Genomic DNA, 26,787 nt, shown 5'->3' with positions numbered 1-26,787 from the left:
GGCTCAGTGCGACGACTTACTACTGCTGTCGTTCGAATCTGACCGGCCCCTCGATTGTTCGTGGTATCGCGACCACGGTGAAGGGCTTCTCGTCGGTCGGGGAGACGTCGGGCTCCCTCCGCCAGACCACCACGGTCTGGCCGGCATTGTCGTTCACCGACACCACGAGAGGCTTGCTTGCTGGTGCGTCGGCGCCGCCGCCGACAACGGCGAACAATGTCGCGCGGCTGAAGTCGATGGGCGGCACGGTCTGCCGCGTCGGCAGGTGGCTCCAGAATGCGCGCCACTCCTCCTCGGTGCGGATCACGAACGTCCCCGCAGCAGCATGGTGTGACGACGGGCCGTGCGCCACGACCAGGTGACGCGGTCCTACGGCCGTACTCGTGGCCGAGTCCAAGCGGATAGGGATGACGTGTCGGACGGCGTCGGCGGCCTTGGGTGGGACAGCCTCAATGGTGAGCAGGTAGGCTCCGTTGCCCAGACCAGTCGTGTCGATCAGCCCGGTGGCGCGCTGCCGGTCAGGCGCCCGCCCGCGTCGACGGCGCCATCAGCCTTGCTGACGACCGTACCGGCGCGATCGGCTAGCGAGATCCGGACGACGACCGTGCCCTCCTGAACCGGCCGACCTGCGATCTCGGCCTGTACGCCGGGTGGCCTACCTGGCGCGAAACGTTGCGCAGCCGTCGGCGCGACCTGCTCACCCACGCGCTGTGGCACGACCGGTGGCGCCATCATCAACTGGCGCCCAGGTTCGATGACCTCCACGGGCGTAATCACGAGGCCAGTCTTCGTCGCGTCAGCCGTGACGGCGGCCACCCGTAACTGGTGTCGCCCAGGCGGCAGAGGCACTCCGTGGTGAACTCCAGCGGCTGCCCGGCCGGCGGCGAGTCAAGGCGTACCTGATGCTGGTTGGTTGCCCGCCCCTCATCGTCGAAGGTGGCGAGGACGACATCGACCGGCGCGCCGATCCGCTCATCCCCACCGTCGGCGAGTACGGTGACCGACACCGATCCGGTCTTGCCGTTCGCGGAGCGGGGGACGGCATCCACGATGAGCCGCAGCTTTCCCTGAGGGGCACTGCCGAGCAACGTGCGACGCAGCAAGCGTCGTCGGCCGTGGTCGCGGAGGTGCTTTCGCCGGGCGAGGCGGCTCGACGATGTAGCCTCTGCGAGCCGAGACTCGTGCGCCTGGTCGCCTCACCCGTAACTCGATGCGATGTCGCCCACGCTCCCGGGACACCGGCGACTCGTACACCAGCAGGTACGCGTTGGAGCTCTGGTCGATGATGCGGCTGCACTTCGTGGTCGTGTTCAACCTGACGCGCTTCGCACGCGACAAGTACGACCATTTCGCGCTGCGCTCGCACCTGCAGTCGCTGGGCATCTCGCTGCGGTCCGCGACGGAGCCCGTCGACGACACCTCTACCGGCAAGCTGATGGAAGGCGTGCTGGCCGCGTTCGCGCAGTTCGACAACGACTTCGCTCGGACCGCACGCGGGCCGGCATGAAGGCCGCGCTCGAACTCGAACGCTGGGTGTTCCTTGCCCCGCTCGGATACATGAACGCGCCGCGCCCGTCGGGCAAGAGCCTGATGCCCGATCCGGAACGCGCGCCCTTGGTGCGCCGGGCCTTCGAGGCGTACGCGACCGGCCGGTTCACGAAGCAGCAGTTGCTTCAGCAGGCGACAGCGTGGAGACACCTTCTACCGAGTCCGGGCAGTACTCTCGGGCCGCATTCCGAGCACGGCGCCCCAGCTGCAGGGGCACCCGGATTTTGCGCTGCGCGGCTTCGTGCGTTGCGCGGCTTGCGGCCGCGGCCTCACCGGCCGCTGGTCGAAGGGCCGGAGCAGCTACTACGCCTACTACCATTGCCGTCCAGGCTGTCGCGGCGTCAACGTGACCAAGGCCAAGCTCGAGACGTTGTTCGAGAAGGAGCTGGCTCGGCTGCAGCCGAGTGCTGGCTATCTACGGCTGCTGAAGGAGTCGGTCCTCCAGATCTGGAAAGCGCGCAAGGAGTCCGCCAGGCGCCGACCTCGCACGCGCTGAGCGCCAGGCCCAAGCCATCCAGAAGAAGCTCGACCGGCTCGACGAAGCGTTCCTGTTCGAGCGCTCGATCGATATCGACGTCTACGACCGTCACGCGGAGAAGCTGCGCGAGGAACTCACGCTGCTTCGAATCGACAGGCACGCCACGGAGCTCGATGAGCTCGACGTGGAGGGCATCCTGGGGTTTGCCGAGCGGGTGCTGCCCCGCGCCGCAGACCTGTGGGTACAGGCCTCACTGGCGCAGCGCCAGCGGTTCCAACAGCTGTTCTTTCCCGAGGGGATGGCGTTGGACGGCAACGGCTTCGTTGGAACCGCCGTAACCGCACCGGTGTTCAACTACTTGCAGCCGATTGAGAGGGGAAACGACAGGATGGTGGACCTGAACAGCGCCAGTTGGAACCCATTGATCAGCTGGCTACGGCGGATCGAGGCGCTGAGAAGTGTCGCGTAAGTTCGAGTCCAGCCTGGCGAGCCACGCCTGTAAAATCAATAAAATCAGGAACTTGCGGACAGATTGATCGGGGACAGCGCGCAAGTCGCATGTTCTCGATGTGTTGCGGCGTCCCAGGCCGTACTGGACGGATTGCGCAACCTATTGATGCTCTCCTGCGCCAACGCGCCTAAACGCAGGGACGTGCGCGGTCGAGAAACCGACGGTTGCAAACGCGTCGACCGCACGCTTGAGGCGATGGGCCTGAGGATCCTGAAAACACCGGTCCGGAGGGTTCCATCGTTGCTCCGGTCGTCCGAGAGTCAAACGGCCGCTCGGTTCCGGCGCGTTGCCGAGTCGCGGCGACGCCAATCCTGAGCGGCCTCCATCACGAATACCGGCTTGAGCGACACGCCGCGTGAGCTACGCGTCCGAGATATTTGCGGATCACAGCGCCATCGTCTCTCTGAAAGAGCCCTCTCGCGATCCGGGTAAGGTTCATCCTCCCGAAAAAGCGGATCACGTCGCCTTTCGTCGTGCCGCCCTCAACCGCGGATTCGCGTCTCGCGTAAGCGCTTCGACTCGCGAGCTATCGATCCTGCCTCGTGCCTCACAAGCGAACTTTTGGTACAGGCAGACCCTACTACGAGAAGATTGGGGTCGCTAGAGGCCGGTGGCGCCCCGGGCGCGCATCGTGGCCTTGCGTCCCAGCCACGGCAGGGCCCCCAGCGCCAGCAAGACCGCCGGGACCAGGCACCAGGCGATCATGTACACGATGTAGGCGGTCAGCTTGATGCTCAGCGAGAAGTGGCGTTCGATGATCATCGACAGCGGAACCCCCAGCGTCAGGATGGCTCCATTCAACCAGGCTGAGCCCAGCGCGGTCAGCAGGCGGTCGCGGGTATTCCCGCCGGCGCGCAGGGAGATCCAGGCTCCCAGGGCGCCGATGAACGGCAGCGCCAGTATCCACAGCGGCGCCAGCACGATCGATACGCCATTCCGCGTGAAAAATACCCAAGGTGGCAACTGCGGCACGCGCAGCGCTACGAACTGCACCGCAACCGAGATGAGGAAGGTAGACAGAACCGGAGCCCACAATTGCCGGACACGAATGTTCATGGCGTCCTGCTTTTCCCGTTCGATGCGTTCCCGCAATTCTTTCGAGTGGACATAGGAGAAAACAATCGCAGTTGTCAGGTCAGCTCTCAGCTAACGGCTCTACAAAGGCCGACAGCCGCCTAGCTGATGGTGGCTCCGCACAGGTCCTCGATGACGCGATTGACGCCGTCGATGATCTCGCCGATCAGCGCCCTCTCAGCCGCCATCTCTGACGTGGTGGACAAGAACAGTTTGAGTCTCGCAACTGTCTCGCCATCACGACTATTGTTTGCCGGGTTGAAGTCGGCCGGAACACACACGCTGTAGCGGCCCACTTTGCTTCATCGCAAGTCCGGCCCGTCGGTCCGCGCCGCAGATCGGTTTGATGATGGGCCAGTCGAACCCAGTCATCGTCCGGCCCGTAGTGACTGACCGAGCGAATTCCTTACGTCAACCCCAGCAGCAACGACACGCAGCCCAGCCGTTGGCGCGGAGGGCACATACAGGGGTGTCACCCGGTGTCAGACTTCGGGCACGAAACACCCCCCCGGCGTGCCACACCGCGGTCAGGCGCACATGCTAGGTACGGCCCGACGATCGCCATATCGAACAGGCCTAGACACGTCATACGTGAGGGCGCGCCGGCGTAGAGCCGGCGCGCGAGTCCGACCCACCCGACGCTCTGCCGCATCCATCGCCTGTCCCGCCGAGCAGCGTAAGGTCCCGCTCGCATCGCGAGTTCTACTCCGTGCAGGACGAATGTGTAGGACATATCGCCCTCACGCGAGCGGAACGCAATGCGGCGGCAGCAAGAAGAAGTCATACCGTCGCAGGGTGACGTACTGAGCGCCAGTTCGAGGAGCGCGACCGGACTAGGCGGGGCGGCTAGGAGCGACGGCTCGTCGATCCTGCGCGCTGCCGACGCGGTGAACGGTGACCTGCCAAAGGGAGCGTCGTCATCATGGATGCTCGACTCGCGGATCGACGCGATGGTGAACGAGGGCTTCACTCAGCGCCAGGCTGCCTTCGTCGTCACCGTGATGCTGCACGCGGGCGTCTGCATGGTGCGGCAATACTGTGCCTTCGCCGGCATCGCCCACGGCCACAACGCCCGTGAGTTCTTCGCCCGCCTGGTCGAGCGTCGCATCGCGACGCCGTACGCGGCGCTGCATGCGCGGGCGCGGCTGTACCACATCCATCATCGTCGGCTGTACACGGCCATTGGCGAGCCACATAGCCGCTTTCGGAAGCCGCTGCCTGCGGGGCGGGCCATGGAGCGGTTGATGATCCTGGACGCGGTTCCGGCGCCGCCATCGATCCCCTGGTTGGCGACCGAGCGCGACAAGTGGGACCACTTCGTTCGTACGTTCGGCACGTCGCTCACCTTGGAGTGGTTGCCACACCTCCGGTTCGGCACACCGCCCGACGTCACGGTGCGCTACTTTCCCGACCGACAACCCATCGGTGTGGTCGAGGCCGGCTAGGCGTAGCGCGCAAGCTCGCCGGTCTGGTCCGCGCGTCGAACGAGTGGCTCAATGACGCGGGCCGAATGGCCGGAGTGTCATCGAGCAGAACCTCCTGCGCGAGATGGCTATCGCGCTCGACGACCAGTTCTTCAACGGCACCGGGATCGCGCCGGAGTTGAGCGGGATCCTGACCTGGCCGGGCGTGGTCTCGACGCCGGGCGCCGCGACGCTCGACAACGTCGCAGCGGCGATTGCGCGTGTCGAGGCGGCCTATGCCTCGCCGACCGCGATCTTCATCTCGCCGGCGAACTGGAGCGCGCTGCGCCTGGAACGCGACGGCGGCGCGACTGGCGGCTATGTGTTGCAGCCGGATGCGAGCGCGGCGACGCGGCCTGTCGTCTTCGGCGTGCCCGTCTTCATCACGCCGCATGTGGGGACGAGCATCGTCGTCGCCGACATGCGCCACGTCGCGGTCGGTGTCAGGGATCGCGTGACCGTCCACTACGATCCGTACCGCTGCAGCGAGTTCGACCAGTCGGCGTTCCGCGTCACGAGCCGCTGGGCCATCGCGCCGCTGCATCCTGCCGCGGTGCAGATCATCACGACCGGCGTCGAGGTCCGCGCCGAGCGGGAGAAGCCGGGCGCCGCGAAGAAGTAACCGCGCGCCTACCAGATGCCGCGCTCGTCGTGCGCCAGCAACCGCACGGCGGGCGTGCCGCGGCCACTTTCCTCCGGACGCGGACGGGACTCATCCGGCCTGGCCGAGCGCATGTCTCGGTCAGGCTGCCCGTGCTTCGTGGACGTGGCTGGCATGGTTCTGGCTAACCGCCGGCTTTCCGGCGCGACAGATGCAGGAGGCACACCGACATGGCGACGACGACACGAGAGTTGATGGGCGCTACCGTTGACAGCGCCGACACGGTCCCGGACGTGGGGCATCTGTACTTCAACTGCGCCCGCTGCATGACGGACCTGGAGCGGCGTGGCGGTGACCAGTCGCCGCGCGAGTACATGCGGTTCACGGTGGGCATCACGGATGCCGGCGTGCAGGTCTGGTGCCTGCGCCACAACCGCAACGTCGCGCTCATCGAATGGGCGCGTCCGCGTCGGAAGGACACCGCTGTCCTGGCGCCGCCTACAGCGCCCTCAGAACGACGCACCGCGCGGCATTGATCGGTGCGGCTCGCGGTCGGATCGTTGCCGCTACCGCGCCGCGCGTCGCCGGCTGCGGCCGCCGAGCCGGAGCGGGAGGAGGGGCAGAAAGGCATGGGCCGGCGCCTCGGACTCGATGAGCGTATGCCACCGTCCGCGTGTCGTGAGCAGGCCGGCATCCGTCAGGGTCTGCAACGCGGCCTGCGCCCTCCCTGAAGAACCTTCCACGCTCGTCCGGTGTCAAACACGGAAACGCAGGCCCTACGCTCGGATCATGATTACAGGGGTTCAGATGATCACGCTTCGAAGATGGTTGTTGAGGGCAATCGCGGCGCTTCTCATGTCGGCGGCTCTGCCCGCTAATGCACAGGTCGCGAATGTCACGGCAACGAACGCGCGCGCATTCGTAGGTACATGGGTGTTCAGCATGAGCAACCCCGCTGGCTCGCAACAGACCGTAAGGATCTGGGAAGAGGACGGAGCCCTCAAAGCCAGCGTGCAGGTGGAGAAGTTTCCGCCGACCGGCGTTACCGGCATGGTCAAAGACGGCGACATGCTGGTGCTGTCAGTGAGCCACGAGGCGCGGCCGGGGCTCCTTGAGAACGGCCAGCCCATTTGGGCATTGATCTCGTTAACGCTGGAAGGCGAGACGATGCATATCGCGCAGATGCTGGAGCGAAGCCAGACCATCAAGCGCGGAACCGGAAAGAGGCAGCCGGGCTGAAAGGTTGCACTTCCATTATGTTGGCCGCGAGGTTCCGGCACGGTAGCCCCGACCGACACAAGCGGTCGGCCGGGGCAGCACCGTCAGCGGCCAAGGAGTGGTCGGTCAGCAGCTCCACTGGGGGATCAAAATCTCTGGCGTCTGCGGCCGTGGCGACCCGGTTCCCCCTCTTGCAGACAGACGCCGGTCAAATGGTTCCGGACCTCCCGAGGGCGACCGCGGGAGGTTGACGCAGCAAAAGGAGTAGGACGCATGGCAGGCGCCAGAGGACGGAGCGGCGGACATATCCGGAGCGGCCCGTGGAAGGCGGACGCACCGGCGTCGCTGCGCGACCGCACGGCCGACGTGACGGCGCCGGACGACCTCACGCCGGCGGCGCTCGCCTACTGGACCTGCTACGCGCCGCTCTTGCGTCGGCGTGACCCTCTGGACGTCAAGCGCGCGCGACACGCTCAGGAGCTACTGCGAGGCGCTCGACCTGCGCGACCGCTTGCAGGCCGAGATCGCGACGGCGCCGCTCGCGCACGTCGTGACGACTGTCGACGGCGCCGGGCAAGAGCAGGTCGCGCTGAAGGCGCATCCGCTGGTCTCCCAACTCCGGGCGGTCCGCCTGGAGTGCCGCCAGCACAGCATCGATCTCTGCCTGAGTCCGGCCGCGGCCGTCCGGACGCCTTCACTGCCGCCCGAGACGCGCGAGCCGACCAAGTGGGAGCGGCTGACTGCGCCGCACGCTGGGACACGCGGCCGCCGTGCCATCCCCCGCGGCGTGTGACGCCCTGGCGGAGGACTTCGAGGCAGCTATCGACGGCGACCGGGAGGCCGATTCGCAATGGATCACGACGGTGATCGGCCCTCCGATTGCGGTCAAGAGACCATCAGCCTGGAGGTGCGGCTGCGGCGTTTGCGGTGGCCTCCTCGCAACGGTCCACCAATTGGATCAGGCTCACCACCGCCAAGGCGTCATCGCCCAGGCTGAACAGGAACTCTCGCACCTGTCGCCTGAAAGCGCTACGCGGAAGAGTGGCGCAAGCGTTTACGCAGGGATGCAAGGGCGCCTCGCTTCCACCCTTGACTTTCAGCATCAAGACGACGGCCAGGAGGCCGTCCTGCAGCCCGTCGATATAGGCGTCGGCCTGTGGGGCAGGGAGCTTGCCGAAGGCCGCCTTGGTCAGTGCCGGCGCTTGCCCATGAACAGCGGCCGCCATCTGCAGCACGACCAGCGCCACCACGATGATCCGTTGTTTCATTGCGCCACCTTAGTCCTCTGTTTCATAAATACAGTGACGTATTTGAGTGACAGAATGCGGCCGAGCTGCTACCCTCTGCCAGGCAAGGGAGGGCCATCATCTGCCACGCACCAGCCCATTCATCATCAGTCTCACCAGCGCGGAGCGACGCGAGTTGGAGGCCAGGGCACGTCGATATACGTCACCGTATCGCGACGTGATTCGCGCCAAAATCGTCCTGCTGGCAGCGACCGGCCTCGGCAACGACGAGATCGGGGCCCGCTTGGACACGCCGCGCCAGATCGTCAGCAAGTGGCGCCAGCGCTTCCACCGCCACCGCCTCGCGGGCCTCGACGAGCAACCGCGCGGCGGGCGTCCAGCCCGCTTTTCCCCCCAGCCTCGTCGTCGAGGTGAAGCGGATCGCTTGTGAACGCCCGACGGACCTGGGCGTGCCGCTGGCGCACTGGTCGGTGCCCGACCTGCACGGGAGATCGTCGCCCGCGGGCTCGTCGCGACGATGCGTCGGCCGCTGGCCCGCATCGGTGACATGCGGCAGAAACGGCACCGCGCCCGCCCCTTCGCGATCGGCGATGAAGATGTCCGAGTTCAGTGGCCCGAAGTGGGTAAAGGCAATGGAGTAGTCCTGCGCGCCGGCGGCCGCGGGCATGACGGCAGCCGCTACCACGAGTGCCAGAAGACGGAGGCGCATCGGTCAGATCCTGGAGCATCACCCACGCGGCCCGACCGCGTCTCTGTCGTCGTTCGGGCGCCGCAGAAAGAGCAGCCGTCGTGTGCTGTGAACGGGCCGATTATATATACGCCTTCCTCTTAGATGTCCGGCGGAGTGACTGAGGTGATGCCTATGCAGATGAGTGAGGGCGCGAGAGGAGTGAGCCGACCTCGGCGACTCGGGAAGGTGTCGACGGCGCTGCTTGGGGGAACACGAGGGGGAACAGGGCTCGACGCGGGTGTGCCCCCTCTGCGTCACACAAGCCCACCGATCTCGATTCCGGCGAGCCGCATTTCGGACTCTTTCATTACCGGCCCTAAGATGATGTGCTCAGGTAGTGGGAACTCCTGTCGCAGGTCTCCACACCGACGACTTGCAAGTTGAGAGGCAGAACAACGAGCGCGGCGTTCTGTGCCGCGCAGGAAACCCACTTGGCCGGTGTCACTGATGGAGCGGGGGCGTGAGCACCCCCCGGTTCTGGACCCACTGCCCTCCTGAAGCCGGCCCGGAGGGTTGCTAACGCCCCGTTGCCGCTGTCGCAAACCACCATCGAAGCGGTGAGTGATCTGCTGTCGGTTTGCGAGTGCGTTGTCCGTTACGCACTCATCGCAGATCGCGCACGAACGCACTGCGCTTTGGGCGCTGATTTCGTTTCCTGTACTCGGTGCGTCGGCCATCACATGATCAGCGTCGAGTAGAAGTCGTGCCTCGGAAACGCCGCTTGCCGGGGCGCGCGAAGGGAACGGACTTCCCATGGCGCGCGTTCGTGCGCAGTGAGTCCTGTGGTCGAGGCCTCACCGGCAGCTGCTCGAAGACGCGTAGCGACTCATCACCCTAAATGACGCTTCGCGAAGGCGCGACCAGAGCCTGATTTCAGATAGCGCTCGAACGCCACAGCTCGTTGCTCGTCGGGCAGTTCGATGGTGACGTGAAGTTGCCAGGGGCGGTAGCGCGCCGTGTGGGGCAGCGGCCGGCGTTGTGGTCGGCGAGGCGCGCGGAGACATCGGAGGTCAGGCCGATGTAGAAGTTGGGGTTCGGACCGCCACTCTTGAGAACGTAGACGAAGCGCTTGCCTCCCGGCATACGAGGCCGGAGGCAACGGCAATGCCGAACGCTGACGGCTTCAAAACCACGGAATCGGCGTCATGGCCTTGCGACGATCGCAGCTTCTGCGACCTGGCGACATGAAAAGGGTGGAAAATTCGGGCGCAGAGGGTCCGCCTTCGCCGCTGCGCGGCTCCGGCGCGACATCCTTCACGTGGCTCGCCGAGCCGAAGCTCACGCTTCGGCGTTAGCTCGCGTGAGCGAAGAATGGTGGACCAGAACAGCGCCAGTTGGAACCAGGTCGCCGGCTGGCTGCGGCGACTCGAAGGACTCCGGAATGCCGCCTGACCCGACCTCGAAGCATGCCGTCCCTCCGCATGCTTTACCGCAGGAAGGCCAGCGGCGATTCCTCGCTGAAGGACACGCCTCAAGCGACCGCTCGAGCTTCAGGAACCCTCGTCATCATGGGTGCCGGTCCAACTGTTTAGTTTTAGCTTGACGTCGCTGACCACCGCTCATAGGTTTGCGCCCTGTACCGGCTGGGCGGTTACCGGCCTGGAACAGAGATGGGGGCGTCCATGAAGCGAATTTGTCTGGTGATCGTGCTGCTTCTCCTCGTTTCCGACGTGTCGGCACAAGGTCGTCGTAGCGTATTAATCCGAGCGGCCCAGCCGCACGACTCGCTCGTTCGAGCGATCGAGCAGGCCGGTGGCACCGTCACCCATCGATTCAAGCACGTGAAAGGCATCGCGGCCGAGGTGCCTGATTCGGCAATGGGGCTGATTGAACGACTGGTTGGCCCGGACAACGTCGGCCGCGACGAGCTGATTCCACTCCCCGCTACGACCGATCCGCGCGGCGGCTCCGTCGACGGCGAAGCCGAGGCCGACGACATCGTCGCGCTCGACGCAGGTGGCGTTTCGATCGACCCGGCCAACTATGCCTTCAACGCGGCGCTGACCAACGTGGCGCCGCTGCATGCTGCCGGGCAGAACGGCGCTGGAGTCGTGATCGCGGTCATCGACAGCGGCTTCCGTCCCATCAAGGTCCATGTCGCGCCGTCGCGCATCATCGCCCCGGGCCTGAACCTGGTCCAGGGCGCCACGGAGCCTCCCGCCATCAGCGACCTGAACGAGCCGCACGGCACGTTCGTATCGGGGATGGCGGCGGCGAACGTCGCGTTCTGCTTCAGCGCGGCGGCCCGCTTCGTGGTCGTCGCGGAGTTCTACGGCGCGGCGTTTGCCGGCCCACCGTGCGCGGCAACTGCCCGGCTGGTGCCGATGGTCGGCAGCGCGCCCGGCGCGAGCATCTTTCCGATCAAGGTCTTTCCGGCGGGCGGCGGCGGCGCACCGACCTCGCGCGTGATCGCGGCCATGGAAGCGGCGATCGACCTGCGCCAGAAGTTCGACACGGGACAGGCCGACGGGCTCAACATCCGCGTGGCCAACCTGAGCCTCGGGGGGCCGACCAACGCAGCGGCACGGGAGCTCGATGACGAGGCCGTCGAAGCCCTGATCAACGCCGACATCGTCCCCGTCGTCGCCGCAGGCAACGAGGGCCACTCGTCGGTGACCACGGGATCGCCGAGCACGTCGTTTGCGGCCCTCACGGTGGGCAGCGCCAACGATCATCGGCACGAGCAGATCTTTCGCGCGCAATTCTCCGCCCCCTGCGGCCTCGCCAGCACCCCGTTGGAGATGGTGTTCGCGTGCGCGCAGTCGTACCGTCCGGACACCAACGTGCAGATCTCCGAGTTCAGCTCGCGCGGCCCCACGCATGACGGCCGCACCGACCCGGACGTCGTCGCCGTCGGGTCGTTCAACTACAGCCAGTCATCTGGCGGCGCGACGACCGTGAACTTCGGCAGCGGAACGTCCTATTCGACGCCGACGGTCTCCGGGATTGCCGCCGTGCTGCGGCAGGCGGTGCCCGGCGCGACGGCGCGGCAGGTGCGGCGCGCGATCATCGAGTCGGCGGACGCGTCGAAGGTGCCGACCGCCGACGCGAACGACCAGGGCGCCGGGTTCATCAATGCGGCCGCGGCCCTGGCGTTGCTGCAAGCGGGCAACGCGGCCGACAGCTACGACACCGCGCCATTCACGCGCAATCTCAAGGCGAACATGGAGCGCGCGGGACACAAAGTGTACGCGGGTCCGACGTCGCTCCACTTCGCTGGTGTCAGGCCGGCGCAGGTGACCGACATCCCGTTCGTGGTCAGCGAAAAGACCGAACAGCTGTTCGTGCGCATCCACAGCATCGCCGCGGACCTGCCGCTCGCGCAGCAGAACCCGTTCTTCACCGACGACGTGTTCCTGAAGATCCAGAGCTCGGTCGTGCACAACGACGATATGCGCCAGGGCAACGTGCCCTTCCTCCCCGCGGGAGAGGAACGGCTGTACACGTTCACCCGGCCGGAGGAGGGCATCTGGCGGATCTCGCCCGCTGGCGACTGGACCAACGCGGGCACCGTCTCCTACACCGTGGACATCTGGACCAGCAAGGAGACATTCCCGCAGCACAGCGCGAAGGCGAAGATCGGCAACGGCGAGAGTCACGTCTACACCTTCGACGTGCCCGCGGGCACGGCCGCACTCGAGACCCGTCTGACCTGGATGAACATGAACGGCAACTACCCGATCAGCGACGTCGACGTGATCCTCACGCCGCCATCCGGGCCGGTGGTCAACTCCTGCAATACGAACCGCACGCCGGAGTTGTGCGTGGTTACCGAGCCGGTCGCGGGCAAGTGGACGGCCCGGGTGGTGGGCTTCAGCATCCCAACCTTCGGCGTCCCGACGGTTGGTGAGCATTACACGCTGCGGATCGCAGCAGACGACGTGGTGCTCAACCTCGAGGGCAAGTAGCGCGACTTTCGACGGGACGGGAACTACGGTTCCCGCCTCGGCAAGCGGCCTACTGGCTCGCCGGCGCCATCGCGTCGTAGTTCGTCTCGATGAAGTCCTCGACGAGCTTCGACGCCCCGTTCGCCGCGCTGCCCCATTTTATGGTTCCGTAGGCCTCGAAATGCCACCAAGGTGCGTCGGGCTTCGGCACACCGAGGCGGTACACCGTGGCGCCGAGACCGCGGAGGCGATAGGTGCGCGGAACGTTGGCGAAGCGCTCGGCGATGGCGACTTGATGAAGTCTCACGTGTGCCGCTCCGGTGGCGAGATGGTCGATCGGGCCGAGTATTGGCGAGCCGCATTCGAGGTCAAGGGTTGGGAGTAGAATCGGGCCGTGCTGCGGGCTCTCGTGTCGCGGATGCCTCATGCTCCGTCTTCGACCCAGCACGACAAACCGCTGAAGGTCCAGATTGATGGCTGGCTCGAACCCAAGCGCGATCGGGGAAGCTGCGCCGCAGCCCTGCAACAGCGGTATACCGGCAACTGAAGAGCTCTCAATTCAAAGGAGCAGCGAAATGGCAAATCGCCGATCCGTTCCGATCGTGAGCGCCACCCTCGCTCTAACCTTGGCATTTCCGCTAAACGCCAGAACGGGGCACAACGAGGTCAACGTCGTCGTGAATTTCGGCGATCCAGTCACGTTGGCGGGAGCTGGCAACCATGTTGTCGTTCCCGAGGAGGTGTTAATCGATAAAGACCAGAACGTCACCTTCGTTGTCCACGGAGCCGGCCATGGAATCGCTCTGTATCCGGTCAGCGCCAACACTACTCGCGACGGCATTGCCGCACAGCTCTGCGGTCACGATCCGGTGACCCAGGAATGCACGGACCCGCTATTTGCGAACGGCGATCACACGATTCTGGATGGCAAGGGCAACGTCATCATCGTGACGGGACCAAATCCGCCATTCCAGCGAGTTGACGATCCAACCGACAGACTGTTCGCGACATCCACTCAGGTCGGTAACCTCTCTGGCGTTTTTCTCGCGGGGGCGACTGAAACGACTGCCGGGACGCAGCTCCAGTTTCGCTTTACGAAGGCGGGTCGCTATTTGGCTGTCTGCATGAATCGAAACCACTACCTGTCGAACTGGATGTTCGGGTTCGTCACCGTGGGTCCTGGCCGCGAGGACGAGCCTCATTAAACCGCGGGACAAACACTCGTTTCTGGGACGACCCACGGCACCTCGTCTGCACGACGGTCACCCTATTCTCCGGAAGGTTGAGCGCGCTCGCTCACTGGCGAGATCCATGACGGGTACGGCCCGTCGGCCCATCACAGGCGCTGGGTGTGCTCGAGACGCACTTCAAGACGTGGCGTCAGCAGCAGCCGTTAAACGGAAGCCGTAGCTAGCCGCCCATGGCCAGGCAGACAGCCCGCGAGCCGTTGCTAGGGCGACCTTTGCCCGTCCTAGGCGATGACGTTGGGACTGCCACTGGAGTGCGAACTTCGCCACGGCGACGAGTGCCGTCGTCGCGGGTACCACCCACGCGGCAGTGCGAATCAATAATTCGGCTACTTCAGTTGCGGTCTGCACCTTAATTAAGGCACTGCACGATCAGGTTGATCCCGCCTCCGCGATAACGGAAATCGATCCCGGAATCCCGCCCCGTCGTGAAACTCTCAAGCCGTACCCCGAGCACCGTTTGCGGCACGTCGCGGGATAGCAATTCAAAGTCGTGCGGTGACAGGGATCGGAAATCGTAGTCGGCCATCGGTGCACTCAATTGTCTGGTTGCGAGCGTCAGCTGACCGCCGCGCCTCGACGCATGTCACGTCGTAATGACCCGCCTGACTTCCTCAGGCCGATCTTCACTGGAGACCGACGCTCCGTGACACCTTCTTCTTGGTTGGCACAGGGTGGCCTTGTACTGGTGCGGCGTTCGGTAGCCAAGGCTCGCGTGCGCACCGACGGCATTGTAGTGCTGCCGCCACTGCTCGATCAGCACCACCGCCTCGTGGCGTCGCCGTGACCACTCGAAGTTAAGGCACTCGTCGCGAGACTTGCCGTTGAAGCTCTCGTCGCGGCCGTTCGGGCAAGGCTTGCCGGGATCGATATGCGGCGGGTCGATGCCGCTCGTTTGCACCGAAGATGGGCGCGAAGATGGTCGTGGGGCCTGTCTTCGCCCGTAAGCGGTACGACTGATCGAGTGGCGCCGTCTCTGTCTCTTCCGCCTGGTGAACTGAGGCAACGTCGCAACCCGCGCCGACGCGGCGACTTGCGAGAACTAGACGACTGTACGGTGGCGGCGCTCTGTGGCGCCACCGTCGCTCCGACCAACCAGGCAATTGCGCGAGATTGGGGCGTGAACGACCCCCACCTTAGACCCGCGGCGCGGTTTACGCCGCGGCCCCGAGGGGGTCGTTCACGCCCGCTGCAGGTGCAACTGTCCGGCCCATCTGGTGGCACCTCCAGACGGGAAGCAGAGCGCCGCATCACGGGCCGGCTGTAAGCTTCCGCCGCGAACGCGAGTTCAGGTAAGCAGAGAGCAATACGGCGCTGCATGCTCGAAGCCGGGCGGAGCAACGTCGTCGCGCACGCCACACCGGCGCTGCGTTCGTGGAGCGTGCCGCACGGCGCCACCGACCCGGCGGTGATCTCCACAGTGACCCATCGGTCTCACTTCTCGGCGACCTGAGTGGTCGTCCGCGCCCGCGCCACCACGGCCCGGGCGGTACCACCACACGCGCCCCAGTGGCGCCCGCCAGACCAGTTCGACGAGCAGGACCATCACGCGCTCGATGGTCGGCCCGTTCTCGTGCCCGTCAAGGCGCCTCGCTGGCGCTCGGCCCGCGCCGGCGGCGCGGCTTCGACCTTGACGGGACCCTTGAACGAGCCGGGAGACCGGCAATTACGTGATGGTCCAAGACCCGTCCCCCGCCCTGCATGGCGCTGGCCCTGTCAGGACAGGACACCGCCATGGACGACACGGTCGAACCGCAGAACGCGAGAGACGTGCTGCCGATTACGTGTTGCCGTCGCCTGCTGGGCGACGAGGCCATCGACCTGACCGACGCCGAGATCGAGGAGATTCGCCGTCACGCGCACGTGCTCGCCCACACACTGCTGGAGGTGTTTCTGCATTAGCGAGCCCAGGCCGAGTGAACCGATGCGCCCGACCACAAACGCCTTGAAGCCGCCCGGCGACGGGACTACGCTGCCATCCATGGCCGGCGCCGTCGTCTACATCCGCGTCAGCACGAAGGAGCAGACGGAGAACCTGAGCTTGCCGACCCAGCTCCGGGCCTGTGAGGAGTACTGCCGCCGCGAAGGGCTCGATGTCCTCGAGCGCTTCAGGGAAGAGGGTGAGAGCGCCAAGACAGCGGACCGCACCGAACTGCAGCGACTGCTTGCCTTCTGCCGCACGAACAAGGGCCGCGTGCACTTCGTGGTCGTGTTCAACCTGACGCGTTTCGCTCGCGACAAGTACGACCACTTCGCGTTGCGCTCCTATCTGCAGTCGCTCGGCATCTCGCTGCGGTCTGCGACGGAGCCGATCGACGACACCTCCACCGGCAAGTTGATGGAAGGCGTGCTGGCGGCGTTCGCGCAGTTCGACAACGACGTGCGCTCGGACCGCACACGGGCCGGCATGAAGGCGGCGCTCGAACTCGGGCGCTGGGTGTTCCTGGCCCCGCTCGGATACATGAATGCGCCGCGCGCGATGGGCAAGAGCCTGATTCCCGACCCGGAACGCGCGCCGCTCGTGCGGCGGGCCGTCGAGGAGTACGCAACCGGACGATTCACGAAGCAGCAGTTGCTGCAGCAGGTGACGGCCTGGGGACTGCGCAACCGGCGCGGTCAGCCTCTCAGCTCGCAGGCGATCGGGATGCTGCTGCGCAACCAGCTCTACGCCGGCATCGTCGACGTGGCCGAGTACGGGGTGCGCGGCCGACGTGGGGACTTCGAGCCGCTCGTTAGCGAGGACACCTTCTACCGAGTTCAGGCCGTGCTGTCGGGCCACACGCCGAGCCTGGCGCCGCAGTTACAGGGGCACCCGGATTTCCCGCTGCGTGGCTTCGTGCGGTGCGAGTCCTGCGGGCGCGGCCTCACAGGCAGCTGGTCGAAGGGACGAAGCAGCTACTACGCCTACTACCACTGCCGGCCGGGCTGTCGCGGCGTCAACGTGACCAAAGCCAGGCTCGAGACCTTATTCGAGAAGGAGCTGACCCGGCTGCAGCCGACTGCCGGCTACATGCGGCTGCTGAAGGAATCGGTCCTCCAAGTATGGAAGACTCGCAAGGAGTCTGCCCGTGCGGACCTCGCGCGCGCCGAGCGCCAGGCCGAAGCCATTCAGAAGAAGCTCGACCGTCTGGACGAGGCGTTCCTGTTCGAGCGCTCGATCGATATCGACGTGTACGACCGTCACGCGGAGAAGCTGCGCGAGGAGCTCACACTGGTCCGCATCGACCGGCACGCCACGGAGCTCGAAGAGCTCGACGTTGAGGGCATCCTGGCGTTTGCCGAGCGGGTGCTGCCCCGCGCCGCAGACCTGTGGGTGCAGGCCTCACTGGCGCAGCGCCAGCGGTTCCAACAGCTGTTCTTTCCGGAGGGGATGACGTTCGACGGCCGCGACTTCGTTGGAACCGCCGTAACCGCAAGGGCGTTCAACTACTTGCAGCCGATTGAGGAGGGAAATAAAAGGTTGGTGGACCTGACCGGGATCGAACCGGTGACCTCCTGAATGCCATTCAGGCGCGCTCCCAGCTGCGCTACAGGCCCACGCAAAGACGACGGAGTATATCCTAACCAGCCGACGAAAACCAGTCGACGAGGCGTTCGAGCCCGCTCGACTCCGTCTGCAGCTGCGACAGGCCCTTGACGCCCTCGGCCTGCGTCTCGGCCCGCGCCAGGGCATCGACGCCGTTGCTGGCCGTCCGCCCTGGGGTGTGCGCGATTACGCTGCTGAACGTGAACACCACCCGCCGCGTCACGCCGTTGCGCTCGTACTCGTACTCGGGCGCGACTCGCGCCTGCACCTTCCTCACCTGTTGCGCCAGCTGACGTGCCGCCGACCGGGGCAGCAACATCGCGACACACTGTGTACTGCTCCGGTACACTCTCGTGTCGTTGCCAAATGACCCCTTCAGCAGGTGCGCCAGCGCGATGATGACCCGTTCCAGCACCGGTGCGCCGTGGCCGTCGACGATGGCCTGCGCCTCGTCGATACGGCAGATCACGATCGAGGCATGCGCGTGAGGCTCGGCGGCGAGGTCGCGGAGCAGCGCCGGACGGCCCAGCAGGCCGTGCGAACCTTCGCCTATGCCCGTGGCCTGGGCCATGGTCTCGTCGACCTTGCGCAGGTCACCGGCCACCCTGGAGAGCCGCGCCGCTTCCTGCCGTTCGCCCTGCTGGACACACTGCCGCAACTGGTCCACCTCGCGGTTGAGGGCGCGGCGCAGGGTCCGGATATCCTCCAGCTGCGTGAGATCGGCGACCCGTTCGCTGCTGCGGATGAGATCATGCCGGAAGGCCACCGCGTCGCCGCGGAGACCATCCACGAGCTCGCGCAGGAGGCGAATGACGCCGGTGAACTCCGCCTCGCGGGCCGACGCGTGGGCCGACAGGCGTGCGTACGCCTGCGAGGCATCTCCGATCAATCGCCGGCCGGCGCCCGAGGCGTCCGGAGCACACTCGCTCGTTCGGAGGCGTTCCCGGGACTGCGACAGGCGAGTGCGCAGGGCATCGGCCGGGAAGTCCGGGCCGGCCGGGAATTGTGCTTCGAGCAGCGCCACGAGATCGTCGACCACGCCGTCGAGAGCTGCACGCGTGTCCGCGGCATGCGACGGGAGACCGTGGGCGAGTTCGAGCGCGATGGGGCGACTGGACATTCGATAGGTGCCGCAGGAGGAATCGACGGGATCCGGCGTCTTCTTGAGGCAACCGGACCGATCGTTTGAACCGGACCGGCTGCGGCCCCTCTATTGCAGTGGCCCGGCCGCGCCGAGACACGGCACCAGCGTGGGAGTGTGCCTATGGGCGGCTCCTGGGGGAGGCAGCATGCAGAGAAGGCAAGCAGCGTGGGGCGGGGCCATCGTGGCCGCAGTGTTGGTGGCCGCGACGCCCTCGAGTGGCCAGACGACCGAGCGTGTCAGCGTCCCGGGCGCGGGGGGGCAGGCGATCGGCGGACGGTACGTCGCGTGGCCGACCGTGAGTGGCGACGGCACGGTCGTCGTCTTCGAAAGTCCGGTGTCGAGCCTCGTGGCGGGCGACACCAACTTGGTCAGCGACATCTTCATCGCCACCGGTTCCACTGTCGCGCGCATCCTCGGCAACGGGGCGGTGCAGTCCAACTGCGCGTCGCAGCGCGCCTCGGTCTCGGCAGACGGTCGCTTCGTCGCCTTCGATTCGTGCGCGAGCAACCTCGTCGCCGACGACACCAACGGTCTCAGCGACGTTTTTGTGCTCGATCGGTCCACGGGCACCTTGACTCGCGCCTCGCTGTCGTCGACGGAGACGCAGGGCAACGGCCGGAGCTTCTCGAGCGCGATCAGCCCGAACGGACAGTTCGTGGCATTCCTGAGCGACGCCGCCGACCTCGCCGGCGGCTCGGGCGCGATCCACGTGTTCCTGCGTGACCTGCTGAACGGCAACACGTTCCTCGTGTCGCGTGCGGACGGCGCGGCCGGCGCGCTCGGCACGTCCGACGTGCGTCCGAGCGTGGCCAATGACGGCACGGTGGCGTTTGCCAGCATCACCAGCGGCCTGGTCGCCGGCGGCGCCGACACCAACGCCGTGTCCGACGTCTTTCTGCGCCTCGGCGCGACGGGCGGCGCGCCCACCACCATCCGTGTCAGCGTGTCGGCGACTGGCGCGCAGCTCACCTCGCCCTCGAGCCGCCCGTCGATCAGCGCTGACGGGCAGCTGGTCGCGTTCGACACCGCCGGGGCGGCAGTGACTGGCGACACCAACGGCCTCAGCGACATCTACGTGCGGGACCGCATCGGCGGCAGCACCGTGCTCGTCTCGCGAACGGCGGCCGGCTCCGGTGGCAACGGCAACAGCTTCGAAGGCGCCCTCAGCCCGAGCGGCGGCTTCCTCGTCTTCACCTCGCAGGCGTCGAACTTCGACGACGTCTTCGACGCCTACTTCGACGTCTTCCGCGCCACGCTGTCGCGAGCCACATCGCCAGTGTCGGTCACGGCGCTGACGCGCGTCAGCGCCTCGGAAGCGACCACTGCCACCTTTGTCGGTGGCACCGGCGTGAGCGACGCCGGCCTGGCGGTCTTCGCGTCCGACGAGCCGACGCTGGTCGAGGGCGACACGAACGGCGACACGGACGTGTTCACCAGCAACGGCACGACGATCACGAAGATGACCGCGACCGCGGCCGCCGTCTCGCCCACCTATTCAGGCCAGAGCCTGCGGCCCGCGCCCAGCTACGACGGCACCATCGTTGCGTTCCTGTCCTCGGCGACCAACGTGGTGCCCGGCGACACGAACTCGCACACCGACGTCTTCGTGCGCAATCGCGTCACCGGAACCACCGAGCGCCTGCCGATTCCGGCCGGGTTAGACACGGTTGACGCCGACTGGGTGACGATCAGCCATGACGGGCGGTTCATCGCCTACAACCGCGGCGCCTCGTTCCTCTACGACCGCTTCAACGGTACGACGCAGACCGTGAGTGCCGCGTCGCCGGGATCTGCGGCGGCGGCAGGCGCGCAGCCGCGCGTCAGCGCGAGCGGCCGGTACGTCGCCTTCCTCACGAACGCGAACTTCGATAATGCCAACGACGGCAACGGCAGCATCGACGTGTACCGGTTCGACCGCATGACCGGGACGCAGGTACTCGTGAGCAAGGCGGCCGCCGCCGTCGGCGGCAACACTCCGACGATCTCTGCCGACGGCAAGCTCGTCGCATTCGTGTCCTCGGACGCGACCCTGGCTGCCGGCGACCTCAACGGCCGATCGGACGTGTTCGTCCGCAACATGGACACCGGGACGATCACTCGCGTGAGCACGAACGTCGACGCACAGCCGACGTCGATCGAAGCCCGCGACGCGTTCATCAACGCCGATGGGCGCTATGTGACCTACCTGCTTTCGAGCTCCATCCTCACCAGTGAGGCCGCCGCGACGTCCGACGTGTACGTGGCGCGCAGCGACGGCACCAGTGTGCGGGGGCCGGTGAACGGAGTCACCGAGGGAACGGGGACCACGCAGGGCTCCTACGATCCGACGCTGAGCATGTTCGGCCGTTTCATGAGCTACCGTTCATACGCGAGCGACCTGGCCGCTCCCGACACCAACAACGCGGCCGACGTGTTCGCGCGGGTGATCCTGGGCGCAGCCGCCGGCGGGGCGCCTCCGGCCGGCGCGTTCGGCGGCATCGTCCGCCTCAGCGCCACCGCGGGTGGCGCCGAACCGAGCGGCGGCACCGGCTTCGACACGGAGAACCCGGAGATCGCCGGCAACGCTCGCTCCACCGTGTACCAGTCCGGGTTCACCAATCTCGTGGCTGGCGACACCAACGGCATGGTAGACGCCTTCATCCGCGCCGGCATCTTCGGCAACGGCGAGTGCGACTTCATCGAGGGCACGCTCGTCGGCTACACGGCGTTCGCCAATCTGTACGGTCTCGATCCCTGCAGCAACGCCGGGTCCCCGTTTGCCGATCCGGACGGCGACGGCTGGACGAACGACCAGGAGCGAACGGGTCAGGGCGGTGACGGCAACCCGCTGCTCGGAGCCTTCACACGCTACTTCGCCGAGGGCGCGACCAAGACCGCGGGCCTGAACTTCGACACGCGCATTGCGCTGGCCAACCCGGGCAGCACGGTCGTGACGGGCGAGATTTCGTACCAGCTGCCGTCGGGGGTGCCTGTCCCGGTGACGCTGTTTACGCTGCAGCCCTTCGAGCGCAAGACGGTGCTGCTCGACGAACAGCCCGGCATCGCCGAGACCGGGCCTGACCCGGCGTACGAGTTCTCCACCACGGTCAAGGCCACCGGACCGATCGGCGTCGATCGCACGATGACCTGGGACAAGAACACGTACGCGGGTCACGCCGAGACCGGCGTCGTGAGCGCCTCGCGCAAATGGTACTTCGCCGAGGGCGCGACAATCGGCGGTTTCAACCTGTTCTACCTGCTGCAGAACCCGTCCAGTGCCGAAGTCACCGTGGAGGGTCGATTCCTGCTCGGCACCGGCGCCGTGCACACGAAGTCGTTCACGCTGGCGCCCAACAGCCGATTCAACATCTGGGCGAACGTCGAGGACTTCAACGGCACGACGCCGCTGGCCAATGCCGAACTGTCGGCGGAGTTCACGGTCACAGCGGGCGCCAACATCATCGCGGAGCGCGCGATGTATCGCGGTTCGGCGCCGTTGTTCAAGGCAGGCCACGAGAGTGCGGGCCTGACAGAACTCGCCACCGAGTGGTTCCTGGCCGAAGGCAACGCCGGTGACTTCTTCGACGAGTTCGTGTTGATCGGCAACACGACGGGCAGCGTCGCCCTGGTGCAGGCCGAGTTCATCGTCGGCAACACCGGTACGATCTACACCAAGCAGTACCAGGTGAACCCCACGTCACGCTTCAACATCTGGGTCGACGAAGAAGAAATGACGCCCGGCGACAAGCCGTTCAAGACCGGCAACACCGACGTGTCGGTGCGCATCCGATCGCTCAACGGGGTGCCGATCATCGTCGAGCGGGCGATGTGGTGGCCCGGCGGTTCCAACACGTGGTACGAGGCGCACAACTCGCCTGGTTCGACGCGCCCCGCGAGCCGCTGGGTCGTCGCCGAGGGCGAGCACAACAGCAGCTTCGGCTGGAACACGTACATCCTCGTGGCCAACACCGGCTCGGTTGCCGGATCGTTGCGGATTCGACTGCTGTTGCCGAACGGCCAGACGGCCGTACTCACGGGCCAGCCGGTGGCAGCGCAGTCGCGCACGACGTATTACCTCCACGACCTGTTGGCGGCGGCCGGGCTGCCGACCGACACGCAGGCTGGTGTGCTGATCGAGTCGGAGGGCACGACGTTGCCGCTGGTGGTGGAGCGGGCCATGTACCGCAACGTGAACGGCATCACGTTCCAGGTCGGCACCAACGCGCTCGGCAACCCGCTTCCGTGACGGAGCAGGGCGCGTCATTTCATGAAGGCGGCACGCTTCCAACGCGTGCCGCCGCCGCGCCGGCCTGGCGCTACGTGGTTGGGGGGATTGTGGCCGCGGCGTCTGCCGCGGCCGTCAACCTTGCCTGGCGCAACGCGTATCAGGGACTCACCGGGTACACGGTGCCGGACCTGATCGATCCGGCGTCGGTGGCGATCGCGACGGTGTTGTCGGTATTGCTGGCGGCGGGGGTGTACCTGCTGCTGTCGCGCGGCTTCATCATTGCCACACCGCTCTATGTGATCGGCTGCCTGGCCACCGCGGCGACCACATGCATCGCGCCGTTCACGCCGGTACTACCTGATGGCATGCCCGTTCCCCCCGGCTTCCCGCTCCTGACGATCCCCATGCACCTGACGGCCGGCGTCATGGCGGCGGTCGTCGTGCCGGTCGTCGTGCTCCTGGGCGTGCAGCGGAGTTAGGTATGGACCGCTCTCCGAGCCTCCGCATCGCTTAGGTAGGGACCGCTCTTCGAGCGTCCACATCGCTTAGGTAGGGACCGCTCGCCGAGCGTCCACATCGCTTAGGTAGGGACCGCTCGCCGAGCGTCCACATCGCTTAGGTAGGGACCGCTCTCCGAGCGGTCCACATCGCCCCCTCGAGGACAGCGGTCGTGGAGTTGGACGCATCGGAGAGGCTACGCATGGTGGAGTTGGGACGCCTCGGAGAGGCTACGCATGGTGGAGTTGGACGCCTCGGAGAGGCGTCCCTACCACTGTGTCCCGAGTCAGTACTCCTCGAAGATCCGCTGCAGTTCCGCGATCTCGGTGGTCCGCGTCAGCGCGAGCATCAGCAGCACGCGCGCCTTCACCGCGGAGAGATCCCCTCCGACTATGCGCCTGGACCCCGTCGCCGCGGAACGATCGCGCGGCCCGGCGACACGTCCACTGCCCGCGCGTGTCGTGGCGACGACCGGGACGCCCTTCTCGCGCGCGTAGGCGACGCCCTGATCCTGTGTGCCCGAGGTCGCGCCCGCTCCCGCTGTCGCGAGCACGACACCACGCGCGCCGAGGTCGATGGCGGTCTTGATCAGATCGCCGGGAGCGCCCTGATAGACGAGGAACACGTCCACTCGGGGAAGCGTCTCGATCGTGCCGACATCGAACTCGGATGCCGCCGTGTGGCGCCCTTCGGCCGTCCTCCGGAACACGACCCGGTCGGCATCGACGACGCCGAGCGCTCCGAAACTGCGCGACGCGAACGTGTTCAGGCGGAGTGCGTCGGTCTTGGTAACGTCGCGGGCGCCGTTGATTTCGTCGTTCAGCACCACGAGCACTCCGCGCCCGGCGGCGCGGGCGTCGGCGGCCACTCGCACCGACGCGAGCAGGTTGGCCGGTCCCTCGTAGCCGACCTGGCTCGGGTTGCGCATCGATCCGGTGACGACGACGGGGCGGCGATCGCGCACGGTCAGGTGAAGGAAGTAGGCCAGTTCCTCGAGCGTGTCCGTCCCGCTCGTCACGACGATGCCCGACAACGACGGATCGTCGCGGAAGATCGCGTTGAGGCGCCGCGCTAGCGCGAGCCACTGGTCGAGGGTGATCTCGGCGCTGGCGACGTTGGCAAACTGCTCTGATTCGACGGCGGCGACGTCGGCCAAGCCCGGCACCGACGCGACGATCTCTGCGGCGGTCAGTCGTCCGCCGCGGCGATTGCTGATGGTGCCGCCGGTGGCGACCAGGCGGACGCGCGGGAGGGGACTTGCGGGCGTGGTGGCCGGCTGCGTGACGGCTGCCGGTGTGGAGGGCGCCGCTCCCTGCCCCGCCATGGCCGGCATTGCGACCGTGACGAGGCACAGGAGAGCGGAAAGCGAAATCTTACGCATGCGCTACGCTGGGGCGGGTCAGGCGTGTGAGCCAGTCCGCCAGGCGCTGCGCCGCCGCATCCGCTGTGTCGTCGTAGAACGGCATTAATGCCGTTGGCGCGCCCTGCGCCGTGACGACGTGTGCGCGCCATCGCTGGCGCTGCACCTGCGACAACTCGATGTGGTACAGCCGACCGTTGATGTGTTGCTCGATTCTTTGCACGCGTGGCCCACGAAGCCTGTCTGACGTTGATCGGGAGGCGGCCTCGGACAATCCCGAAGCGACGGTCATTTTAGAGAACTGTCAGATCCACGCAAGCGAAGAGGTCCGCGAAAGACTGTGCACATGTCAGGGGCACCTCGCCAAGCATCGTGGATGCAGGGACTTGCGGTGCCGCGTCGACAGCAATGCACACGATATCCACCATTCGTCCGCAGGTTTTCCACAGGCCCCCGGCGACGCGACCGCTGGAGGCCATCGCGCCGGGCGCCACCGGCTGGAGCTGGCGCTCGTATCTGAAGGTGGGTCCGCTGGAGAGCGCTCGACACGAGCGCAGGAAGCGGCCATCATCAGAGGATTGTGCCGTCGCGGGGACGAGGGAAATCGGCTGGCGTGTGGGCCTGCGGCCTGTGCGTCCTGGCCTTGTCGTCTCCGGGCGAGGCGGCCGGGCCCCAGCAGGGCAGCGTCGCCGGTGTCCCGGCCAGCCTCGCGCGCGAGCCCTGGTTCCGTGTCTTCCTGCGTGACGGGCAGATCCTGAGTACGGTCGGCGAGTTCACGCGCGTCGACGACGCCGTGCTCTTGCAGGTGCCGCTCGGCGCGCCAGGCACGACGGGGACGCCAGAGACACGCACCGTCACGATCGCCGCGAGTGCCGTCGACTGGCCGCGCACCGACGCCTACCGTGACGCCCTCCGGCGGGCCCAGTTCGAGCAGGCCGGCGGTGAACGCGCCTACGCCGTGTTCACCGAGGAAGTGGCGGCGACGTTGCGCGACGTCGCCGTGCTGCCCGATCCGCTGGAACGTATTCGACGCCTGGAAGCGGCCCGCGTCCAGCTGGCGCGATGGCCGGCCAGCCATCACGGCTATCGGGCCGAGGAGGTCGCACAGACATTGTCGGTGGTCGACGATCTGCTCAACGGCATGCGTGCGGCCGCAGGGCAGAAGACGTTCACGCTGGCACTGACCGCGGGAACGCCGCCGGCGCCGGTCGCTCCCGCGGTGCCCCTCCTGCCACCGCCGACGCTGCAGGACATGATCGCACAGGCACTCGGCCTCGCCCCGCGCGTCGCCGACGCGACCGAACGCATGCTGCTGCTGCGTTCGGCCGAGGCGATGCTGACGCAGTCACAAGGCATCGATCGCGGATGGGCCCGGACGACGCGCCGGCAGATCCACCGTCAGATCGAAACGGAAACCAACGTCACGCGCAAGTATGAGCGGCTGCGCGCATGGATGCTGGACAAGACGTCGCAAATGCTTGCGGCGGCGGACGTGCGTGGCCTGATGCGAGTCCGCGAAGATCTCGTTGCCCGTGACATCAAGCTCGAACGACGTCGCCCGGCCGAGGTCGCATCGCTGCTGGCCACGCTGGACATGCGCCTCGAGAGTGCACGCCGTCATCGCCTGCTTCTCCAGCGCTGGACCGAGCGTCAGCCAGCCCTGCAGGCCTACGCGATCGCCGTGACGCCGCACCTGGCTGCCTCGACGGCATTGCCCCGCGCGCTCGAGGACGTGAAGGCGCTGAGTGGACCGGAGCCGGGCTTGCTGAGTGCCGCGGAGGTCCAACTGGCGACCGCCCGCGGGGACGCCCACCGCGCGCCGGTGCCCGACGAGGCCCGCACCGCACATCAGCTCTGGCTCTCGGCGCAGCAGCTCGCGGCCCGCGCGCTGCAGACGCGCCGCGGCGCCATCCGCAGTGGCAACCTGCAACAGGCCTGGGAGGCATCCGCTGCAGCTGCGGGAGCGTTGATGTTGCTGCAGCAGTTGCGGGTCGACGTGCCCGCGCTCCTCCGGCCGCCCGCGTTGCCTGCGACCGGCACCCCTTGAC

General features: G+C 66.7%; 27 protein-coding genes, 1 tRNA gene and 1 pseudogene. 17 read left to right on the top strand and 12 right to left on the bottom strand.

Going from position 1 to position 26,787, the window contains the following annotated elements:
• Window positions 1-19 precede the first annotated feature (19 nt).
• The 3 genes from LuPra_RS28685 to LuPra_RS28675 all read right to left on the bottom strand — a co-directional run bounded on the left by LuPra_RS28685 (window position 20) and on the right by LuPra_RS28675 (window position 1,103).
• Window positions 20-307 (bottom strand): hypothetical protein, encoded by a 288-nt coding sequence (locus tag LuPra_RS28685; protein WP_157899811.1) that lies wholly within the window; start codon window positions 305-307, stop codon window positions 20-22.
• A gap of 188 nt (window positions 308-495) precedes the next feature.
• The gene (locus LuPra_RS28680; protein ID WP_110173944.1) at window positions 496-777 is read right to left on the bottom strand and encodes a hypothetical protein; all 282 of its coding nucleotides are present in this window, start codon (window positions 775-777) and stop codon (window positions 496-498) included.
• Window positions 774-1,103: a hypothetical protein gene (locus LuPra_RS28675; RefSeq protein WP_110173943.1), complete on the bottom strand. Its 330-nt coding sequence runs from the start codon at window positions 1,101-1,103 to the stop codon at window positions 774-776. The genes LuPra_RS28680 and LuPra_RS28675 overlap by 4 nt, the downstream gene beginning before the upstream one ends.
• Window positions 1,104-1,282: 179 nt before the next feature.
• Between LuPra_RS28675 and LuPra_RS28670 the strand changes: the two genes are divergently transcribed.
• The 3 genes from LuPra_RS28670 to LuPra_RS28660 all read left to right on the top strand — a co-directional run bounded on the left by LuPra_RS28670 (window position 1,283) and on the right by LuPra_RS28660 (window position 2,495).
• Window positions 1,283-1,507, top strand: a complete 225-nt coding sequence (locus LuPra_RS28670) for a recombinase family protein (protein WP_157899810.1) — start codon at window positions 1,283-1,285, stop codon at window positions 1,505-1,507.
• 282 nt (window positions 1,508-1,789) lie between these two features.
• Window positions 1,790-2,044, top strand: a complete 255-nt coding sequence (locus tag LuPra_RS33515) for a recombinase zinc ribbon domain-containing protein (RefSeq protein ID WP_234800597.1) — start codon at window positions 1,790-1,792, stop codon at window positions 2,042-2,044.
• A 166-nt stretch (window positions 2,045-2,210) separates the two neighbouring features.
• Complete coding sequence (locus tag LuPra_RS28660; RefSeq protein ID WP_110173940.1) at window positions 2,211-2,495, top strand: hypothetical protein; 285 nt, start codon at window positions 2,211-2,213, stop codon at window positions 2,493-2,495.
• Between the two features lie 642 nt (window positions 2,496-3,137).
• On the opposite strand, the gene LuPra_RS28655 is transcribed toward LuPra_RS28660, so the two are convergent.
• A complete protein-coding gene (locus LuPra_RS28655) occupies window positions 3,138-3,593 on the bottom strand; it encodes a hypothetical protein (protein ID WP_157899809.1) in 456 nt (151 codons plus the stop codon).
• Between the two features lie 944 nt (window positions 3,594-4,537).
• On the opposite strand from LuPra_RS28655, the gene LuPra_RS28645 reads away from it, so the two are divergent.
• The 5 genes from LuPra_RS28645 (at window position 4,538) to LuPra_RS28625 (ending at window position 7,686) form a co-directional block, all read left to right on the top strand.
• Window positions 4,538-5,056: a hypothetical protein gene (locus LuPra_RS28645; RefSeq protein ID WP_157899808.1), complete on the top strand. Its 519-nt coding sequence runs from the start codon at window positions 4,538-4,540 to the stop codon at window positions 5,054-5,056.
• A gap of 79 nt (window positions 5,057-5,135) precedes the next feature.
• Window positions 5,136-5,696, top strand: coding sequence for a phage major capsid protein (locus LuPra_RS28640; RefSeq protein ID WP_257724541.1), 561 nt, complete (start codon window positions 5,136-5,138; stop codon window positions 5,694-5,696).
• Window positions 5,697-5,905: 209 nt separating this feature from the next.
• Window positions 5,906-6,211: a hypothetical protein gene (locus LuPra_RS28635; RefSeq protein ID WP_110173935.1), complete on the top strand. Its 306-nt coding sequence runs from the start codon at window positions 5,906-5,908 to the stop codon at window positions 6,209-6,211.
• A 271-nt stretch (window positions 6,212-6,482) separates the two neighbouring features.
• Complete coding sequence (locus LuPra_RS28630; RefSeq protein ID WP_110173934.1) at window positions 6,483-6,914, top strand: hypothetical protein; 432 nt, start codon at window positions 6,483-6,485, stop codon at window positions 6,912-6,914.
• Window positions 6,915-7,332: 418 nt separating this feature from the next.
• Window positions 7,333-7,686, top strand: coding sequence for a P27 family phage terminase small subunit (locus tag LuPra_RS28625; RefSeq protein WP_110173933.1), 354 nt, complete (start codon window positions 7,333-7,335; stop codon window positions 7,684-7,686).
• 103 nt (window positions 7,687-7,789) lie between these two features.
• On the opposite strand, the gene LuPra_RS28620 is transcribed toward LuPra_RS28625, so the two are convergent.
• Window positions 7,790-8,161: a hypothetical protein gene (locus tag LuPra_RS28620; RefSeq protein ID WP_110173932.1), complete on the bottom strand. Its 372-nt coding sequence runs from the start codon at window positions 8,159-8,161 to the stop codon at window positions 7,790-7,792.
• Between the two features lie 46 nt (window positions 8,162-8,207).
• Between LuPra_RS28620 and LuPra_RS34715 the strand changes: the two genes are divergently transcribed.
• Both LuPra_RS34715 and LuPra_RS28605 read left to right on the top strand, forming a co-directional pair.
• Entirely contained in the window at window positions 8,208-8,570 is a 363-nt protein-coding gene (locus tag LuPra_RS34715) for a helix-turn-helix domain-containing protein (protein ID WP_110173931.1), read from the top strand.
• Window positions 8,571-10,492: 1,922 nt separating this feature from the next.
• Window positions 10,493-12,778, top strand: coding sequence for a S8 family serine peptidase (locus LuPra_RS28605; RefSeq protein ID WP_157899806.1), 2,286 nt, complete (start codon window positions 10,493-10,495; stop codon window positions 12,776-12,778).
• 49 nt (window positions 12,779-12,827) lie between these two features.
• Here LuPra_RS28605 and LuPra_RS28600 read toward each other — a convergent pair whose 3' ends face one another.
• The gene (locus LuPra_RS28600) at window positions 12,828-13,064 is read right to left on the bottom strand and encodes a hypothetical protein (protein WP_110173929.1); all 237 of its coding nucleotides are present in this window, start codon (window positions 13,062-13,064) and stop codon (window positions 12,828-12,830) included.
• Between the two features lie 295 nt (window positions 13,065-13,359).
• On the opposite strand from LuPra_RS28600, the gene LuPra_RS28595 reads away from it, so the two are divergent.
• Window positions 13,360-13,962 carry a hypothetical protein gene (locus LuPra_RS28595; protein WP_157899805.1) on the top strand — a complete coding sequence of 201 codons (603 nt, stop codon included), beginning with the start codon at window positions 13,360-13,362 and terminating at the stop codon, window positions 13,960-13,962.
• 394 nt (window positions 13,963-14,356) lie between these two features.
• Here the strand turns inward: LuPra_RS28595 and LuPra_RS32380 are convergent, their stop codons facing one another.
• Both LuPra_RS32380 and LuPra_RS28590 read right to left on the bottom strand, forming a co-directional pair.
• On the bottom strand, window positions 14,357-14,533 hold the full coding sequence (locus LuPra_RS32380) for a PDDEXK family nuclease (RefSeq protein WP_157899804.1): 177 nt from the start codon (window positions 14,531-14,533) through the stop codon (window positions 14,357-14,359).
• Between the two features lie 57 nt (window positions 14,534-14,590).
• Window positions 14,591-14,896, bottom strand: a pseudogene (locus tag LuPra_RS28590) (integrase core domain-containing protein); the annotation flags it as partial.
• Between the two features lie 426 nt (window positions 14,897-15,322).
• Here LuPra_RS28590 and LuPra_RS34025 point away from each other — a divergent pair.
• From LuPra_RS34025 to LuPra_RS34710, 3 genes are all read left to right on the top strand, one after another.
• A complete protein-coding gene (locus LuPra_RS34025; RefSeq protein ID WP_257724476.1) occupies window positions 15,323-15,457 on the top strand; it encodes a hypothetical protein in 135 nt (44 codons plus the stop codon).
• 281 nt (window positions 15,458-15,738) lie between these two features.
• A complete protein-coding gene (locus LuPra_RS32375) occupies window positions 15,739-15,906 on the top strand; it encodes a hypothetical protein (protein ID WP_157899802.1) in 168 nt (55 codons plus the stop codon).
• A gap of 22 nt (window positions 15,907-15,928) precedes the next feature.
• Window positions 15,929-17,503, top strand: a complete 1,575-nt coding sequence (locus LuPra_RS34710; RefSeq protein WP_418001423.1) for a recombinase family protein — start codon at window positions 15,929-15,931, stop codon at window positions 17,501-17,503.
• Here LuPra_RS34710 and LuPra_RS28575 read toward each other — a convergent pair.
• Window positions 17,466-17,541: transfer RNA gene (locus LuPra_RS28575), tRNA-Ala, on the bottom strand. The two genes, LuPra_RS34710 and LuPra_RS28575, sit on opposite strands and share 38 nt — an antisense overlap.
• A 23-nt stretch (window positions 17,542-17,564) precedes the next feature.
• The gene (locus tag LuPra_RS28570) at window positions 17,565-18,650 is read right to left on the bottom strand and encodes a diguanylate cyclase domain-containing protein (protein ID WP_110173926.1); all 1,086 of its coding nucleotides are present in this window, start codon (window positions 18,648-18,650) and stop codon (window positions 17,565-17,567) included.
• Between the two features lie 169 nt (window positions 18,651-18,819).
• On the opposite strand from LuPra_RS28570, the gene LuPra_RS28565 reads away from it, so the two are divergent.
• Window positions 18,820-22,899 carry a TolB-like translocation protein gene (locus tag LuPra_RS28565; RefSeq protein WP_157899801.1) on the top strand — a complete coding sequence of 1,360 codons (4,080 nt, stop codon included), beginning with the start codon at window positions 18,820-18,822 and terminating at the stop codon, window positions 22,897-22,899.
• A complete protein-coding gene (locus LuPra_RS28560) occupies window positions 22,896-23,360 on the top strand; it encodes a hypothetical protein (protein ID WP_110173924.1) in 465 nt (154 codons plus the stop codon). Before LuPra_RS28565 ends, LuPra_RS28560 begins: the two co-directional genes overlap by 4 nt.
• Before the next feature lie 305 nt (window positions 23,361-23,665).
• On the opposite strand, the gene LuPra_RS28555 is transcribed toward LuPra_RS28560, so the two are convergent.
• Both LuPra_RS28555 and LuPra_RS28550 read right to left on the bottom strand, forming a co-directional pair.
• Window positions 23,666-24,760 carry an asparaginase gene (locus LuPra_RS28555; protein ID WP_110173923.1) on the bottom strand — a complete coding sequence of 365 codons (1,095 nt, stop codon included), beginning with the start codon at window positions 24,758-24,760 and terminating at the stop codon, window positions 23,666-23,668.
• Complete coding sequence (locus LuPra_RS28550; protein ID WP_110173922.1) at window positions 24,753-24,962, bottom strand: hypothetical protein; 210 nt, start codon at window positions 24,960-24,962, stop codon at window positions 24,753-24,755. Before LuPra_RS28550 ends, LuPra_RS28555 begins: the two co-directional genes overlap by 8 nt.
• 390 nt (window positions 24,963-25,352) lie before the next feature.
• On the opposite strand from LuPra_RS28550, the gene LuPra_RS28545 reads away from it, so the two are divergent.
• Window positions 25,353-26,786: a hypothetical protein gene (locus tag LuPra_RS28545; protein WP_110173921.1), complete on the top strand. Its 1,434-nt coding sequence runs from the start codon at window positions 25,353-25,355 to the stop codon at window positions 26,784-26,786.
• Window position 26,787: the final 1 nt, after the last annotated feature.

Source organism: Luteitalea pratensis, from assembly GCF_001618865.1.
Lineage (GTDB): Bacteria > Acidobacteriota > Vicinamibacteria > Vicinamibacterales > Vicinamibacteraceae > Luteitalea > Luteitalea pratensis.
The sequence above is the reverse complement of the archived record's forward strand: the minus strand, read 5'-3'. Positions and strand labels throughout refer to the sequence as shown.